General features: G+C 37.9%; 15 protein-coding genes, 7 tRNA genes and 1 pseudogene. 21 read left to right on the top strand and 2 right to left on the bottom strand.

Annotated elements, in window-relative coordinates:
* Positions 1–33: 33 nt before the first annotated feature.
* Complete coding sequence (locus tag PQ477_RS03725; RefSeq protein ID WP_144559688.1) at positions 34–2,187, top strand: Tex family protein; 2,154 nt, start codon at positions 34–36, stop codon at positions 2,185–2,187.
* 42 nt (positions 2,188–2,229) lie between these two features.
* On the opposite strand, the gene cmpA is transcribed toward PQ477_RS03725, so the two are convergent.
* On the bottom strand, positions 2,230–2,367 hold the full coding sequence (gene cmpA / locus PQ477_RS03720; RefSeq protein ID WP_144559686.1) for a cortex morphogenetic protein CmpA: 138 nt from the start codon (positions 2,365–2,367) through the stop codon (positions 2,230–2,232).
* 80 nt (positions 2,368–2,447) lie between these two features.
* Here cmpA and PQ477_RS03715 point away from each other — a divergent pair, with 80 nt between their 5' ends.
* The 20 genes and pseudogenes from PQ477_RS03715 (at position 2,448) to PQ477_RS03620 (ending at position 14,539) form a co-directional block, all read left to right on the top strand.
* Positions 2,448–2,894, top strand: coding sequence for a SprT family protein (locus PQ477_RS03715; protein ID WP_274272975.1), 447 nt, complete (start codon positions 2,448–2,450; stop codon positions 2,892–2,894).
* A 76-nt stretch (positions 2,895–2,970) separates the two neighbouring features.
* Positions 2,971–3,045 (top strand) — tRNA-Asn (locus PQ477_RS03710).
* 1 nt (position 3,046) lies between these two features.
* Positions 3,047–3,137, top strand: a tRNA-Ser gene (locus tag PQ477_RS03705).
* Between the two features lie 12 nt (positions 3,138–3,149).
* Positions 3,150–3,224, top strand: a tRNA-Glu gene (locus tag PQ477_RS03700).
* A 168-nt stretch (positions 3,225–3,392) separates the two neighbouring features.
* Positions 3,393–3,468: transfer RNA gene (locus PQ477_RS03695), tRNA-Val, on the top strand.
* Positions 3,469–3,478: 10 nt separating this feature from the next.
* Positions 3,479–3,555 (top strand) — tRNA-Asp (locus PQ477_RS03690).
* A 21-nt stretch (positions 3,556–3,576) separates the two neighbouring features.
* Positions 3,577–3,659, top strand: a tRNA-Leu gene (locus PQ477_RS03685).
* 30 nt (positions 3,660–3,689) lie between these two features.
* Positions 3,690–3,774: transfer RNA gene (locus PQ477_RS03680), tRNA-Leu, on the top strand.
* A gap of 368 nt (positions 3,775–4,142) precedes the next feature.
* Positions 4,143–4,583 carry a MarR family winged helix-turn-helix transcriptional regulator gene (locus PQ477_RS03675; RefSeq protein ID WP_144559625.1) on the top strand — a complete coding sequence of 147 codons (441 nt, stop codon included), beginning with the start codon at positions 4,143–4,145 and terminating at the stop codon, positions 4,581–4,583.
* A 115-nt stretch (positions 4,584–4,698) separates the two neighbouring features.
* Positions 4,699–5,733 (top strand): NADH:flavin oxidoreductase/NADH oxidase, encoded by a 1,035-nt coding sequence (locus PQ477_RS03670; protein WP_274273542.1) that lies wholly within the window; start codon positions 4,699–4,701, stop codon positions 5,731–5,733.
* Between the two features lie 16 nt (positions 5,734–5,749).
* Entirely contained in the window at positions 5,750–6,493 is a 744-nt protein-coding gene (locus tag PQ477_RS03665) for an SDR family oxidoreductase (RefSeq protein WP_274272974.1), read from the top strand.
* Positions 6,494–6,604: 111 nt separating this feature from the next.
* Positions 6,605–7,255 (top strand): SDR family oxidoreductase, encoded by a 651-nt coding sequence (locus PQ477_RS03660; RefSeq protein ID WP_035398685.1) that lies wholly within the window; start codon positions 6,605–6,607, stop codon positions 7,253–7,255.
* Positions 7,256–7,920: 665 nt separating this feature from the next.
* Positions 7,921–8,364, top strand: a complete 444-nt coding sequence (locus PQ477_RS03655) for an NlpC/P60 family protein (RefSeq protein ID WP_144559621.1) — start codon at positions 7,921–7,923, stop codon at positions 8,362–8,364.
* Positions 8,365–8,511: 147 nt separating this feature from the next.
* Positions 8,512–9,219: a M23 family metallopeptidase gene (locus PQ477_RS03650; protein ID WP_274272973.1), complete on the top strand. Its 708-nt coding sequence runs from the start codon at positions 8,512–8,514 to the stop codon at positions 9,217–9,219.
* Between the two features lie 565 nt (positions 9,220–9,784).
* Positions 9,785–10,783 (top strand): helix-turn-helix transcriptional regulator, encoded by a 999-nt coding sequence (locus PQ477_RS03645; protein WP_060704821.1) that lies wholly within the window; start codon positions 9,785–9,787, stop codon positions 10,781–10,783.
* A gap of 39 nt (positions 10,784–10,822) precedes the next feature.
* On the top strand, positions 10,823–11,617 hold the full coding sequence (locus tag PQ477_RS03640) for an SDR family NAD(P)-dependent oxidoreductase (RefSeq protein WP_035398682.1): 795 nt from the start codon (positions 10,823–10,825) through the stop codon (positions 11,615–11,617).
* 9 nt (positions 11,618–11,626) lie between these two features.
* Positions 11,627–11,799: pseudogene (locus PQ477_RS03635) on the top strand (short-chain dehydrogenase); the annotation flags it as partial.
* A 298-nt stretch (positions 11,800–12,097) separates the two neighbouring features.
* A complete protein-coding gene (locus tag PQ477_RS03630) occupies positions 12,098–12,805 on the top strand; it encodes an ABC transporter ATP-binding protein (protein WP_274272972.1) in 708 nt (235 codons plus the stop codon).
* The gene (locus tag PQ477_RS03625; RefSeq protein WP_274272971.1) at positions 12,802–13,893 is read left to right on the top strand and encodes an ABC transporter permease; all 1,092 of its coding nucleotides are present in this window, start codon (positions 12,802–12,804) and stop codon (positions 13,891–13,893) included. Before PQ477_RS03630 ends, PQ477_RS03625 begins: the two co-directional genes overlap by 4 nt.
* A gap of 292 nt (positions 13,894–14,185) precedes the next feature.
* Positions 14,186–14,539, top strand: coding sequence for a YuzC family spore coat inner layer protein (locus PQ477_RS03620; protein ID WP_035398679.1), 354 nt, complete (start codon positions 14,186–14,188; stop codon positions 14,537–14,539).
* A gap of 13 nt (positions 14,540–14,552) precedes the next feature.
* Here PQ477_RS03620 and PQ477_RS03615 read toward each other — a convergent pair whose 3' ends face one another.
* Positions 14,553–15,410, bottom strand: coding sequence for a polysaccharide deacetylase family protein (locus PQ477_RS03615; RefSeq protein WP_274272970.1), 858 nt, complete (start codon positions 15,408–15,410; stop codon positions 14,553–14,555).
* Positions 15,411–15,474 lie beyond the last annotated feature (64 nt).

The raw sequence follows: 15,474 nt of genomic DNA, 5'->3' as shown, positions 1-15,474 counted from the left end.
GATGGAAGAAGTGGAAAAAAGGAGGAACATACAATGGAGCAATGGATTCAACAAACGGTTCAAAAAACAAACTTAACGCACAAACAAGTAAAGAATGTCGTGTCATTGTTGCAAGAAGGCAATACTGTCCCTTTTATAGCCCGATACCGTAAAGAACAAACAGGTGCACTTGATGAGGTGCAAATCAAAGCGATTGCGGATACATATGAGTATGAAAAAAATCTGTCTGAGCGAAAAGATGAAGTCATTCGTTTAATTAAGGAACAAGATAAATTAACGCCGGAGTTAACAACAAAGATTACTGCAGCCACCCAATTGCAGCAAGTAGAAGATTTGTATCGGCCGTTTAGGCAAAAACGCCGTACAAGAGCAACGGTTGCAAAAGAAAAAGGTTTAGAGCCATTAGCGCAAAAAATAGTAACATTCCCGTCTGAATTTCGTATCGAGGAAGAAGCTGCTGCTTACTTTAGCGACGAACATGGGTTACATGAAGTGGAGGATGTTTTAGCTGGTGTGAATGATATTATAGCCGAGGTCATTGCGGAAGATCCGAAAGTACGTGAAAACCTTCGTAATGCAGCAATGAAAGAGGGCTTAATGACGGCTGAACTAAAAAAAGGCGCAGAAGATGAAAAAGGTGTCTTTAGCCATTATTATGCGTATCAGGAATCGGTTAAAACGATTGTACCGCACCGAACGCTTGCGCTAAATCGAGGGGAAAAAGAGCAAATTCTTAAAGTGGCTGTTACGTTTCCGAAAGAAGCGTTTATTCTCAAACTAACACGCCTATCTATTGGAGAAAAGCGTTCACCTGTTGTGCCAATAATGGAAAAGGCTATTAGTGACGCCTATACGAGGCTCATTGAACCTTCCATTGAACGAGATGTGCGTAATAGGCTTACGGAAGTCGCTGAAGAACAAGCCATATCAATATTCGCAGAGAATTTAAAGCAGCTATTGTTACAACCACCAATGAAAGAGCAAATGGTTTTAGGTGTGGACCCTGCGTTTCGTACAGGCTGTAAATGGGCTGTGATTGACCAAACAGGCAAGCCGCTCGATATTGGCGTTATCTATCCAACAGCACCGCATCATAAAGAGAAAGAAGCAGCGAACGTTATTCGAAATCTCGTGAAGAAGCACGGAGTGAACATGGTTGCAATTGGAAATGGTACAGCCTCAAGAGAAACAGAACAGTTCATCGCAACCGTTCTAAAAGAAATGGATGAAACGGTGTATTATGTTATTGTGAACGAAGCAGGCGCGAGTGTCTATTCTGCTTCCGAACTTGCGCGCAAAGAGTTTCCTGACCTGCAAGTCGAGCAACGAAGTGCGATCTCCATTGCCAGACGATTACAAGACCCACTAGCTGAGCTTGTGAAAATCGATCCAAAATCGGTTGGCGTTGGTCAATATCAGCATGATGTAACGCAAAAGAAGTTAAATGAATCGCTGAGCTTTACCGTCGAAACCGTCGTCAACCGAGTAGGGGTTAATGTGAATACGGCGTCTGCGTCGTTATTATCTTATGTAGCAGGTCTAAATAAAACGCAAGCAACGAATATTGCTGCATACCGTGATGAAAATGGTGCCTTCACAAGTAGGAGTGAACTTAAAAAAGTGCCTCGACTCGGTAAAAAATCTTTGGAACAGGCAGTTGGGTTTTTACGTATTGCCGGTGGGAAAAATCCGCTTGATGCAACAGCAATCCACCCCGAAAGTTATTCAGAAGCAACAGCAATCTTAGAAAAGCTAGATATGACGCCACAGGATATTGGAAGCGAGCAGTTGAAAGCGAAACTAACAGGACAAGCAACATCTTCATTTGAAGAAGAACTAGAAATCGGTCACCATACATTACAAGATCTACTTGATGCGTTTGTACGACCAAACCGTGATCCAAGAGATGAAGTCACAGCTCCACAATTAAAGCAAGACGTCTTAAAGATGGAAGACTTACAAAAAGGAATGGAGCTTCAAGGAACGGTACGGAACATTGTAGATTTTGGTGCTTTTGTTGATATCGGCGTTAAACAAGATGGACTCGTTCATATTTCTAAATTAGCCAATCGTTTTGTGAAGCATCCCCTTGATGTAGTCTCAATCGGTGAAATTGTTACCGTATGGGTGGAAACCATTGACTTCGAGAAAGAGCGAATTGCCTTAACGATGAAGCAACCACAATAATGAAAAGGAGAGCATGACGCCTCTCCTTTTTTGTGATAAAATTTAGATGGTTTTTTTACTGTTTAAGCGACTTTGGACAGTAGATCTATAATAAAACCAGCACTGATTAAGTACTTTTACTTGGTGGCGATTCTTTTCGCTATATGCCTTTTTTAATTGATTCTGAAGCCAAGTAGGCAAAGGAATGTCGCTCCCTTCGTTTTTCAAATAGTATATGCCAGCGGGGTTGTCAGTGTTGATGAATATTTTTTGGAGGGATTATGACGAACAAAGAATTACAAGCTTTAACCGAAGCGTTATCTGACTCTTTTTTTGACAGACCTTTTCAGCATAAAGCCATCTTCAACCCACGTTTGCGGACAACAGGAGGGCGCTACTTGCTCTCAAGCCATAACATCGAACTAAATGAAAAGCACTATGCCAAGTACGGGAAAGAGGAACTGGTTGGCATTATTAAGCATGAGCTATGTCATTATCACCTACACCTTTTAGGGAAGGGTTATCGGCATAAGGACCAAGATTTTAAACAGTTATTAAAAAAAGTTGGTGCTCCCCGTTACTGTCGCTCTGTTAAAGAACGTGAAGCACAGATACATTACGTGTATCAATGCTCATCGTGCGAGCAAAAATACTACCGTAAACGGAAAGTCAATCAATTCGAATATGTATGTGGTGTATGTAGAGGGAAACTTCAATTTTTGTCTTAAAAAAGTCTTGCGCTTAATTGGTGGCTTATGATATATTATAGAAGTCGCTAAGGAGACAAGAACGTTTTATACATATTCCACAGTAGCTCAGTGGTAGAGCTATCGGCTGTTAACCGATCGGTCGCAGGTTCGAATCCTGCCTGTGGAGCCACGGAGAAGTACCCAAGTGGCTGAAGGGGCGCCCCTGCTAAGGGTGTAGGTCGTGTAAGCGGCGCGAGGGTTCAAATCCCTCCTTCTCCGCCATATTTCACTCTAGGCCCGTTGGTCAAGCGGTTAAGACACCGCCCTTTCACGGCGGTAACACGGGTTCGAATCCCGTACGGGTCACCATTTTAGTTTAACGAAAAAGTACGAGGGTTATCTGAAGTTATATTGACAAAGAGAATCGAGTAATTTGAGGACAAGAGGTGCTTGAGGGAGAGAGTGTACATTTGTACATGACTGACTGAAAGACATGAATTGGACGAAAAAGTACGAGGGTTATCTGAAGTCACATTTGGAGGATTAGCTCAGCTGGGAGAGCACCTGCCTTACAAGCAGGGGGTCGGCGGTTCGATCCCGTCATCCTCCACCATCTTTATAATGGTCCGGTAGTTCAGTTGGTTAGAATGCCTGCCTGTCACGCAGGAGGTCGCGGGTTCGAGTCCCGTCCGGACCGCCATTATTTTTTCTTTCTGTTTTCGCGGGTGTGGCGGAATTGGCAGACGCGCTAGACTTAGGATCTAGTGTCTTTATGACGTGGGGGTTCAAGTCCCTTCACCCGCACTTTTAAAAAGTGCTTTTTTTATTCAACGAGCGGTTGTGGCGGAATGGCAGACGCGCTAGGTTGAGGGCCTAGTGGGAGTTAAATCCCGTGGAAGTTCGAGTCTTCTCAACCGCATATAGTAAAAACGTTGAAGTACCAAGGCTTTTAAAGCTTTGGTGCTTTTTTGTTTTTACATTAATAACGTATTAATATGATTTATAATCATTTCAAGATTCCTTTGCTTGGTAGGATAGGGTTTGAAAGTTATGAACAAGAGTATTTGTTGCCTTAGTTTTTTATGTGGAAAAATTATATATTATAAATATTTGCTTTAGAGTGCTTTAAAATACCAACATCTTATGTTCTAATATGATATTGTAGTATAAAATAATTTGGATCTTAGTAAGTGAAGTGTAAATAACCCAAAATTTTTATAGGTTATAATAGGATAAGTAATCAAATAGTATAGCTGCTTCGTTCTAATTATTATAAAGGGTGATCTTATGGATAATAAGTCTCAATATGAGTTCTTAAACAATTGGTTAGAAGTTACTTCAATAAAAGATAAAATTTCGAATGAGTTGGAGTCTGCATTAAAAAGAAATAACGATATATCTCTCAAAGAATTTTATGTCATGTACTACCTATCACAAGAGAGTGATCGTAAATTACGATTACAACAGCTTCAAGAATTAATTGGACTGAGTCAGAGTGCAATGTCTCGACTTGTAGGAAGGTTAGAAGCTAAAACCTGTGGTGCATTAGAGAGAACGACTTGTGAAGATGATAAACGAGGAATATATACTTCCCTAACGTCATTAGGGGAGAAGAAGTTTGAACGAGCACTGAATACGTTTAATACGGTAATAAAGGATATGGATATAGATGAAAAGCATAACAGTATAATCTTTAGTGTCTTGAAGAGTACGAATGAGCGACATTAGCGGTAAATCTGGATTTCAACACATGTAACGCTCTTGGTTGACATCAAATAAAATTGATGTTAACTTTCTAATTACATGCAGACGCATGCATTTAATTTACAAGGAGATGACAATGATGAAAGAACCAAGTATGTTTGATTCCTTTTCTTTAAAAGGATTAGAGCTTAAAAACCGCATTATGATGTCACCAATGTGCCAATACAGTGTGGACAAGAAAGATGGTATCGCAACTGATTGGCATTATATTCATTATATAAGCCGTGCTATTGGAGGTGCTGGCCTAGTTATGGTTGAAATGACGGATGTTGAACCTGATGGACGTATTTCTGATCATGATTTAGGGCTATGGTCTGAAAAGCAAATTCCGGCATTAAAAAAGATTGTTGATGGAATTCATCAACATGGTGCGAAGGCAGCTATTCAAATTGCGCACGCAGGTCGAAAAGCTGAAGATGCTGAAGTACCTGTTGCACCATCTGCCATTCCTTTTGATGAAAATTCAAAAACACCAAGAGAATTAACAACTGAAGAAATATACGAACTGATTGAGAAGTTTCGTACATCTGTAAGATTTGCTGTTCAAGCGGGATTTGATGTCATTGAAATCCACGGAGCTCACGGTTATCTCATTCATCAATTCCACTCACCATTAACAAATCAGAGAACAGATGAATTTGGAAAAGAGTTAACTAAATTTGGTTCAGATATTCTTAAAGCAGCCAAAGAAGAAATTCCTACTGACATGCCTCTCATTATGCGGATATCTGCCAAAGAATATGTAGATGGTGGCTATGATATTAATGGAGCGATTGAACTTGCTAAAGCTTATAAAGAAGCTGGAGCAGAGATTTTTGATATTTCTTCTGGTGGAGAAGGTCAAATTGCAGCTTGGGGTAAACCAGGTACACATGCAGGATACCAAGTCCCGCTAGCAAGAGAAATCAAAAAGGCATTAGATGTACCAGTTATTGCAGTGGGACGATTAGATGACCCAACTTTAGCTAATGCGGTGGTAGGAACAGAAGATGCAGATCTTGTAGCGGTAGGAAGAGGCATGCTTCGTAATCCTTATTGGGCTCTAGAAGCTGCCAAACAATTAAGAAAATCAACGGATGAAATAGTTCCGGTTCAATATAAATTAGGGTTTTAGAAAGGGTTGATGATACATGTCTTACATTAAAGATAAAGTGATTGTCGTAACTGGAGCATCAGGTGGGATTGGAAAAGCAACAGCAGAACATCTTGCTAAGGAAGGTGCAAAAGTTGTTCTAGCTGCTCGTAATGAGAAAGAACTACATGGAATTGTTCAAGAAATTGAAGGCAATGGTGGAGTTGCTTCATTTAAAGCAACGGATATTTCCTCAAGAGACGAAGTAAGTGCGTTAATAGATTTTACTGTAGAGAAATACGGTAGAGTGGACACACTCATTAATAACGCAGGGTTAATGTTATTTTCAAAATGGGATAATGCTCACGTTGACGAGTGGGAAAAAATGATCGACTTAAATCTGAAGGGAGTATTATACGGTATAGCTGCTGTTCTCCCACAAATGAAAAAGCAAGGCAGTGGTCAAATTATTAATGTTGGCTCAGTTGCAGGTCACGCAGTAGGTGAAGGTCATGGTGTCTATAGTGCGACAAAATACGCAACTAGAGCCATTACAGAAAGCTTAAGAAAAGAAATATCTGTCAATCATAATATTCAGGCGGTGTACGTTTCACCAGGCGTAATCGCAACTAATTGGCAAGAGAAAGTAACGGACAAAGATGTGAGTTCCGTGTTAGGTAACCTAAATGAAGTAGCCATTGCACCAGAACATGTGGCTGAAACGATTGCTTTTGCAGTGAATAAGCCAAGTAATGTTATGATAAACGATGTTTTTGTGACACCAACTAGACAAGAGTGGTAAGAATTTCAGCGCATGAACTATGCATGATTCTTGTTTCATTGAGAATGAAAAGGGTATAAATAAATACAATAACATGCAGACGCATGCATGCAAATATTTGGAGGGACTCACATGAATGTACTAGTGATTGGAGCAAATGGTCAAGTTGGAAAAGAAATTATTATTCAATTAAAGCAAACAGCTCATCAAGCAACAGCTCTTGTACGTAAAAAAGAACAAGTAGAAGAGTTAAAATCACTCGGTGCTAACGATGTTGTGCTAGGTGACTTAGAAGAGGATTTTTCACATGCTTTTAAGAACATTGATACGGTTATTTTTGCTGCTGGTTCTGGTGGAAGTACTGGAGCAGATAAGACATTGCTTATTGATTTATGGGGAACTAAAAAAGCAGTTGATTATGCAAAATCATCAGGTGTCACACATTTTATTCAACTAAGTGCAGCGGACAGTTTAGATGTGGATGAGGAAAGCGAGAAAATGAAACCTTATGCGGTTGCAAAGAATATGTCTGATTTCTACGTAGAAAAAAGCGACCTACCATACACAATTGTGCGACCAGGACCGATGAATAATGAAAAAGCACTTGGAAAAATAGAGTTACATCCAACAAGGCAAGATCATTTTAATGATTACCTTATCACAAGAAAGGATGTTGCTCAGGTACTCGTTAAAACAATTGGAAATAAAAAGTTATTGGGTAAGAGTTTTTATATTAAGCAAGGCGACGAATCAATTGAGGAAGCAGTAAACAAAAATTTCTAACAACTAAGGTTTAACTCTTCAATGATATTCTTAGAAATTTATGAGTACCAAGGCTTTTAGAGCTTTGGTACTTTTTTATTTTTATCAAGATGGAGACTTATCAGTGGTTGAAATAGGTAATCGAAAAGTATATCGTACAGTGGTGAGAGCCAATGGTGCAAATCAAATATCTTTTATTCCTTACTTCAGAGAAATTAACAAAGAAGTAAATTACGGGGGTTAAGGAGTAGGAATTCAAAGAAAGCACGATAAATTAATTTGAAAAAACAATTTTCCTTTAGTGATAGTAATTGGATTATTTATTAGATGTTATTAGATATAGATAGGGCGAATAATTTCAAGATATTTTTGTAGAGTATTTTAGCTTCACCACTATATCTGAAAATGGACGATTTTATATGAAATGGGTGCAAATGCGTGCAAGTAGTGTGCGTGTTTGCAGGAGATAACACGTTTCCACGGCATTGAGGGCTTAGTGAGGTTAAACTAGTGGAGGTTCGACTCCTCTCAACCGCATATTATATTATAAGAAAATGATAGAAGTGAAAAATTAATTCAAATGAAAGGCTATCTAAGTTTTCCCACTTACTAAATGAGGATAGAACGTTCTGTAATACATGGATTGAATTAGAGGTGAAAAGAATTTTTAGTTTAGGAGAGTGCTAATGGGTAAATATTGTGAGTATATTGATAACGCTATTAATTGGGCTAAGGATCACTTGGGTTCTGTAGATTACGCATATATTTGTTTAGCTTTTGTGGAAGATGCGTTAGAGAGAAGCAATAATGTAGAAATTTTTGGAGGAGATAGTGCAAAAGAATCCGCAGGCTTATATGATGACAGTATAAGTGAAGGTATACCTCCAAAAGGCTCTTTTGTCTTTTATGATTGCTCAGGGCCAATTAATGGGGATCATAGAAATTGGGGCCATGTCGGATTATCAATAGGTAATGGCAAGGTAATTCATGCGTGGGACATGGTTCGGATTGATGGGTATCTTGAAGTTGAAAATTTAAGTGGTGCTCCTGGGTGGGATAGTCCTAAAATTATTGGATGGGTACCTATTGGGAGAATTATGAAAGGATTCCGAAAGAAGGTATACGAATGAGTTTAAACTCGTGGAGATTTGAGTCCTCTCAACAAATTAGAATTGGACTGAATCTACATTATATAAATCCTTTAGATTGAAATTTAGGGGTGGAGGATTTTTCTTTTTAATGATTTGGGCAAAGAAGCAACGAAGGAGGATCAAGAGATGATTGACGCACATGAGCCAATGATTGTAGAGTTTCCTTTGAGAGGAGAGTGGTACTCTCCTAACACGCCAGGAACAAAAATTCCGAGTCATGGTACAAACAAATTTGGAACAAGATATGCTTATGACTTCGTTCAAGTGGATTGGAAAAGAAAGGGCAGGCCTTCCTATCGCACTAGTTTGGTGCACTACCTACTTTTTGGAGTTCCCTTAGACGACTATTATTGTTGGGGGCAAGACGTATTTGCTCCTTGTGATGGAATTATTCTTCAAGCCGAGGATGGTTATAAAGAACGATCAAGAACTAGATTACTATCAGATATGTCTAATGCATACAAAAATGCTCAATTTTTTGATCCGAATAAAGTCAACATACAAACAGTTGCAGGTAACTACATTATTATAAAATGTGCCGACAATGTATATGCAGCATTAGTTCATCTTCAAACAGGGTCCATTAAAGTTTCAGTTGGGCAGCGTATAAAAAAAGGTGATCTTATTGGTAGAGTTGGTCATTCAGGTAACTCTTTTGCTCCGCATTTGCATTTTCAGCTTATGGATAGTAGTAATATTGCTGTTGCAAACGGATTACCTCTTGCTTTTGAGCAATACGAAATATTTAAAGATGGCATATGGGAAAAAGTAAATAATTCGATTCCAACAAATAAGGATAGAATAAGATTTCAAAAACCTAATGAACAGCGATAACATTAAACTGAGCGGAAAGTACGTATCATATCAAAGTGGATGCAGATAATTGTACAGTTAGAACAGTAGGCGGTAAGTTGTCTGCTAAGGATGAACATGCCTTGTCAATACACGAAAGGGCTCGTTCATTTTAACTGAATAATTATTTTTTAGAGGCTTTAGAGTGAATATTTTCTAGTGGGGGTTACATCCCTTTAGAAATTCGAGTCTTCTTAACAGCATATAGAAAGAACGTTGAAGTACTAAGTCTTTCAGAGATTTAGTTCTTTTTGTTCTATTAGAAATGAATTTGTTAGCCGTTAATCTTTTCACTTTTTTATAATTAGTCCATAACCAGCTAAGCCTGTTACAAAATATATATTTTGTCATGTAAAATAAGTTTATTGGTTAGAGTAGCTTTGAGAGTAAAGTAGTAGCTATAATTCTTACGAAGTAAATTTGTCGTATTTGGCGAATCGGATGTCGTTCCTTGCGAATTACAAAATAATAAAAGTTAGATAATATGAAATAGCTGTCCCGTTAACAAACTATCAAAACTGTTAATGTGCTGATAGAGAGGTGAATTATGACTACGAATGCTCGGATTAGAATACCTGATGGGCTCTGGACTACATTGAAGCAACTTGGGATTAAAGTACCGAATGTGGTTCGGAAAGCAGGATTACCTTTAAGTGTAATTAATGAATCGTTTGTTACCGTTGAACACTATTATGCACTATGGCAAGCATACTCAGATATCATCGGTGACATAGAATTTGGAATGTTACAACTACCAACTGTATTTGAAACAGCACAATATCCCCCAGCTGTATTAGCTGCTTACCACGCTCGTGATTATCGAGATGCGCTTAAGAGGATGGCACGCTATAAAGAAATGTGTCCTCCTGAAAAATTACACATTATAGAAGAACATTCGAATTGTACGATTGAATTGGAGAGTTTTGATAAGGAGCTAATTGAACCGGCGTTGCTTGTCGGCACAATCATTACGTTTTTACTAGAACTAGGGAGACGTGGAACTGGATATCCCATAAAAGCTAAACGAGTAGAGTTTACCCACTCATTCGCTCAAGTAAGTTTATTGAGGGAGTATTTTGGATGCCCGATCCAAATTGGGGCAAAGAGGAATAGACTGACGTTGCATGTGGAAGACCTAGATCGTCCCTTTAGTTCATATAACGCTGAGCTACTGGAGGTTTTAACTCCAGTTTTAGAGCAAACATTGGAAGAACAGCGTAGTAATCAGTCAATAACAGGAGTAGTTAAATGGTTGTTAACACGCAATTTAACCGCGGATAAACTGGACATACATCACATTTCCTTTGAGCTAGGCATGAGCGAACGGACTTTACAGAGAAGGTTAGTGGATGAACATACTAATTATAAAGAAGTGCTAAAGAATGCGCGTCATGAACAAGCAAGATGGTACTTGGCTAACCCAAACCTAGAGATTAAAGAAGTGGCGTTTCTCGTTGGTTATAAAGATCAAAGCTCCTTCTATCGGGCATTCCGGGATTGGGAAGGAGAAACTCCTTTGAAGTGGCGTGATAAGCACCTAGGTTAAATAAACAAACTGAAAGTAAAACGAAAGGGGAAGAGTATCTTGAAACTAGATATATTAAATAAAACGGCTTTGGTTACAGGCTCAACAAAAGGAATTGGTAAAGCAATTGCGAAAGAACTGGCTAGAGAAGGAGTTAATGTTCTCATAAATGGGCGTTCCCATGAGGAAGTAGAACGAACAGTACAGGAGTTTAAATTAGAATTTCCTTTAACGTCGCCCAAAAATGCTACAGCGGATCTTGTTAACGTACAAGAAAGAGAACAACTAATTAAAAAATATCCCAAAGTAGATATTTTAGTTAACAATATGGGGATTTATGAGATTATGCAATATGAAGATGTTACAGATGATGTGTGGAGAGCATACTTTGAAACGAATGTATTAGCTGCAAATGGATTGTGTAAACACTATCTTCCTAAGATGCTAGAAAGTGAAGGTGGTCGCATTATTTTTATAGCAAGTGAAGAAGCAGTAATGCCTTCTGGACAAATGCCACAGTATTGTATGACGAAGTCGATGCTGTTATCACTGGCGAAAAGTTTATCTCTACTTACCAAAGGAACTGAAGTGACCGTAAATACAATTATGCCTGGACCTACACTATCGGAAAATGTTCAATCAATAATAGAAAGTATTTACAACGATGAGAGCATGGTATTTTCAGAAAAAGAGAAAAAATTCATGGCTCAGAATTTGCCACAATCTGAAATACAGAGGTTCATCAGGCCATCTGAAATAGGCAGACTTGCTTCGTTTTTATGTAGTCCACATGCGTCTGCTTTTAGAGGGTCACCTATTCGTATGGATGGAGGAATGGTCCCAACCATCTTTTAATAAAAAAGTACTTGTAGTAATCCAAGTGAATTGGCTGCCTTATGAAGATTATAACCGACTATCATGGCACAAGAATTCCGGTTCAAGATATTGTGTCAATTGTCAATTGTATAGTGAGTTTGTCTACTGTTTCATGTGTTAAAGAGGTAAATATACCAGCTATGACAGACGAAAACTGTTGAATAATATCTTTCTTAAAAGAAGGATGTACTTCTTACTAGAAAACATATGAACGTTCGTGATTTTGAATCGTTTACTAAAGACATCAATGCATATGGCTTTGGTGTTTTTAAAATTTTCCAGACTAACAAATCAGGTAATGTATTGTACATAAAGAAGATCGATCAAAATTTAATCTTCGTTTTTGAATAGGGATAAATAGAGACATTACCTATAAAGTAATAGATGGTATACTGATGACGAGTTAATTAAAATATTCGAATCATTATGAGTAAATAAGACAATGAGGGAGTCATTTCGATGATGTTAAGCGTAAACCGTGTTAGTGGTGGCTATCTTACTCGAAAAATTATAAGAGACATTTCGTTTGATCTTCACACTGGAGAAATCATTGGTTTAGTCGGTTTGAATGGAGCTGGAAAAAGCACAACACTTCGTCACATTGTAGGTACGTTAAAACCTATGGATGGAGAAGTTACCATTAACAAGCAGGATTGGTATAGTCAAAGAGATAAACTTGCTCTAATACCTGATAAACCACATCTGTATCCAAACCTTACTGTTTATGAGCATTTTGAGTTTATAAAGAGGCTTTATCAAATTAATACGGATGATTATTTAAATACTTTAGTGGACAGATATTTAATTCGAACCCATATAAACAAATACCCTTATGCATTATCAAAAGGCACACAACAAAAGGTTTCGATTATTAGTGCAATGATTTCAAGTCCAACATTTCTTATTATTGATGAACCCTTTATGGGACTAGATCCACGAGGTTTGAAATACTTTACGGAGGATCTCATTAGACTTAAAAAAGAGAGTGTAGGCATTATCCTTTCAACTCATATGTTGAATATAGCGGAAAGCTTGTGTGATAGGATCATTGTTTTACATGAAGGTCACCAAAAGTCTTACCATGATATTCCTTACCTGACTGCTGATCATCTGAAAGATGTTACGTTAGAGGATATTTTCTTTTCCATCATTGAGGAAAAAAGATGAAGGATTTATTTATTGAAAGACTTCAGAGTTCCATGAAACAAAACATGAAAATTCTGGTTAAAGTGTTGGGACATAGTGGTGTATTTGCGTTAATACCATTTATGATGTTGGCGGTATATGTCCTTATCATGACACTACAAGATGGTAACCTTCATTCGTTCTATCAATCTTTTATTCTTACTGGTCTCTTTCTTTTTTTTACACTCAATAAAGGGATTGTTAGCTTTATAAGTGATTTTGATGAGGTTTATTTAGCTCCCAAAATAAAAGAGGTGGAAGGTTATTTTATTTATTGTTTACTTTATAACTTGACCATTCAATCTATAAAGGTCACTTTATTTAGTTTGTTTTTACTATATGTCTTTTCTTTAAACACAAGCGAGCTGATCCCTCTTTTTCTTTTTTTACAACTTATAGGTATTCTGCATATTCTGTTTCTCGTTATGATCATAAGTACGAGTACAAAAAAAACAGCGCTATTCGTTGGGCTTCACAATGTTTGTATGGCAAGTTGCTTTCTATTATTACTAGAAGCACCCAACATCTTTGGAATTTTCATTGTATTAGGTATTATACTTATTGGTTCACTCTATACTAGACTGATGATTTTCCCTATTTATTCTTGGGAAACACTAATGAAGTCTGAAGAAAAAACAAGAAAAATAGGTCAGTTTTTTTTGAGCAGTCTTATCGATGTAAAGTCAAATCAGACATCTTTTAGAAATATCATTCCACTAGTCTTTTTTAGAAAAAATGAGAATCCAATGGTCTATTTATTGGTGCGATTAACAGTAAGGGGAACGGAAACCAGCCGAAACTTTGTTCGAGTCATTCTCTTAACAATCTTTATTCTTTTTTATTTTGAAAGCTTATTCATTCTTTTTCCGCTGTTAGCTGTCATCCTTTATTTTAATACATTGCAATTCTCTCAAGGAATTGGTTCAGGAAAAAAGTTCATTCCTCTCCACTTTCCTATTGATGATCAAATGATAAACGATGCGGAAAAGCACATTCAAAGAAGAGGTGTTTTAATCCAAATATCGACTTTGATGGTTGTTTTATTGATTCAGAGAACCTTTTTTTCGTAATAGATAGGCTCGTTTTCTAGAATTTAATTTAGCTAAAAGAAGGAAGGAGTAAAAAGGAAATTTTTAAAGGGGAAAAAGTGTTTTCGTGGCATTGAGGCCTGAGGGAGTTAAATCTCGCGGATGCACGTTCCTTTCAGACGCATAAAAAAGAACATAAAAGCTTATAATTAGCCCACTCAGTTAAGACCGCTACTCATGCACTGTGTGCGGGCTTTTACCGTTCGTTAGAAGATAGGCTCACTTCACAGTTTAGCTGCATAAGATAGGTTAGATTTGTAAGGAGTGAAGACCGATGTATCATCCTTATTACCAGCATCCATATACGTATCAACCATACAGTAGATCGTTTCCTGCTGTTGACACGACAACATTTACACAATCAGTCGGTAAAGTTGAATTCCTTTTACAACAAAGTCAGTTATTAATGAAACATCTTGAGAATCAACATTTTTCGTATCAACTAATGGATGCAGCTCAAAAAAGTAATCAACAAGTTGTTGATCACTTAATTCAGTCCATTCCAGGCTTAACAGTTTTACCACAAACCCACTATTCCCCGACAGGTGTGGTGTTTCAAGTACAATCTCCAGACGTAAGTAATGAAGTAAATTGTTGCCATTTATCCATTGTTTTAAAGTGGGCTTAATTTTAACTGTTATTTATTTTAATGGGAACTCATCAAGTTGAACAAATGTGTAACCTGCATCCATTAAAAGGGGAATGGCTCGTTTAACTCCTTCTGCGGTTCCGCTACTTGGCTGGTTCATATGCAGAAGGGCAATGGCTCCATGTTCTGCGTGGTCAACAAGTGCATGCGTCACCTGCTCAGGCGTAAAGGTGGCGCCTGCATCTCCTAAAATGGAATAGTTTACAGCTTCAATTCCTAAGTCATCGAGCATTTGCACAGCAATATTGTCAAAAAAGGCTGTACCTGGGCGAAACATTGTCGGTTCTACTCCCGTTAGTTCAGTTATAAGATTATGGTTCACTAGTACTTCCTCATAGGCGTCTTCAATTGATTTAGTTCCGTCTATACCCCAAACGCTTTTTCCGGTGACAGAGAGTGGCTTATGTTCAGTTCCGTGATTTTCGATTTGAAATAAGGGGTTTTCCGCTAATTCAAGAAAAAGTGGTTCATTCGCTTTTATCCAGCGTGCATTTACGAAAAGTGTAGCTGGGATTTGATGTTCAATTAAATAGTTCATCAACGCTTCATCATATAAAGAGCCATGCTCACCACCACAAGCATCGAATGTTAATGCTATTGCCTTTTCATTGGTTTCCATTTTTGTTTTAACACCGCTGATAAATTCCCCCCACTCTGTTGGCGCTTGGTGTTGGTAGATCGTGAGGTCTAGGGGATGCGGATCTATAATAGAAGGGATCCTGCTAGATTTAGGCAAATGCTCAGATCGTTCTTTTTGAGGATGTAAAGTGACGGTAGTAGACTCGTAATTCGTACAACCTACTAAGAGTAAAAGGAAAATAGGTGAAAACAGTTTATGGTAGGCTCGCATAGATTCTATCCTCTCTGATCCGTTTCTTTTATTTTAATGGCTTCCTTTTGAATAAACAAGCTAA

It is taken from the genome of Shouchella hunanensis (assembly GCF_028735875.1).
GTDB lineage: Bacteria > Bacillota > Bacilli > Bacillales > Bacillaceae_D > Shouchella > Shouchella hunanensis.
Note: the sequence above shows the minus strand (reverse complement) of the source record. Positions and strands in the feature narration are given on the sequence as shown.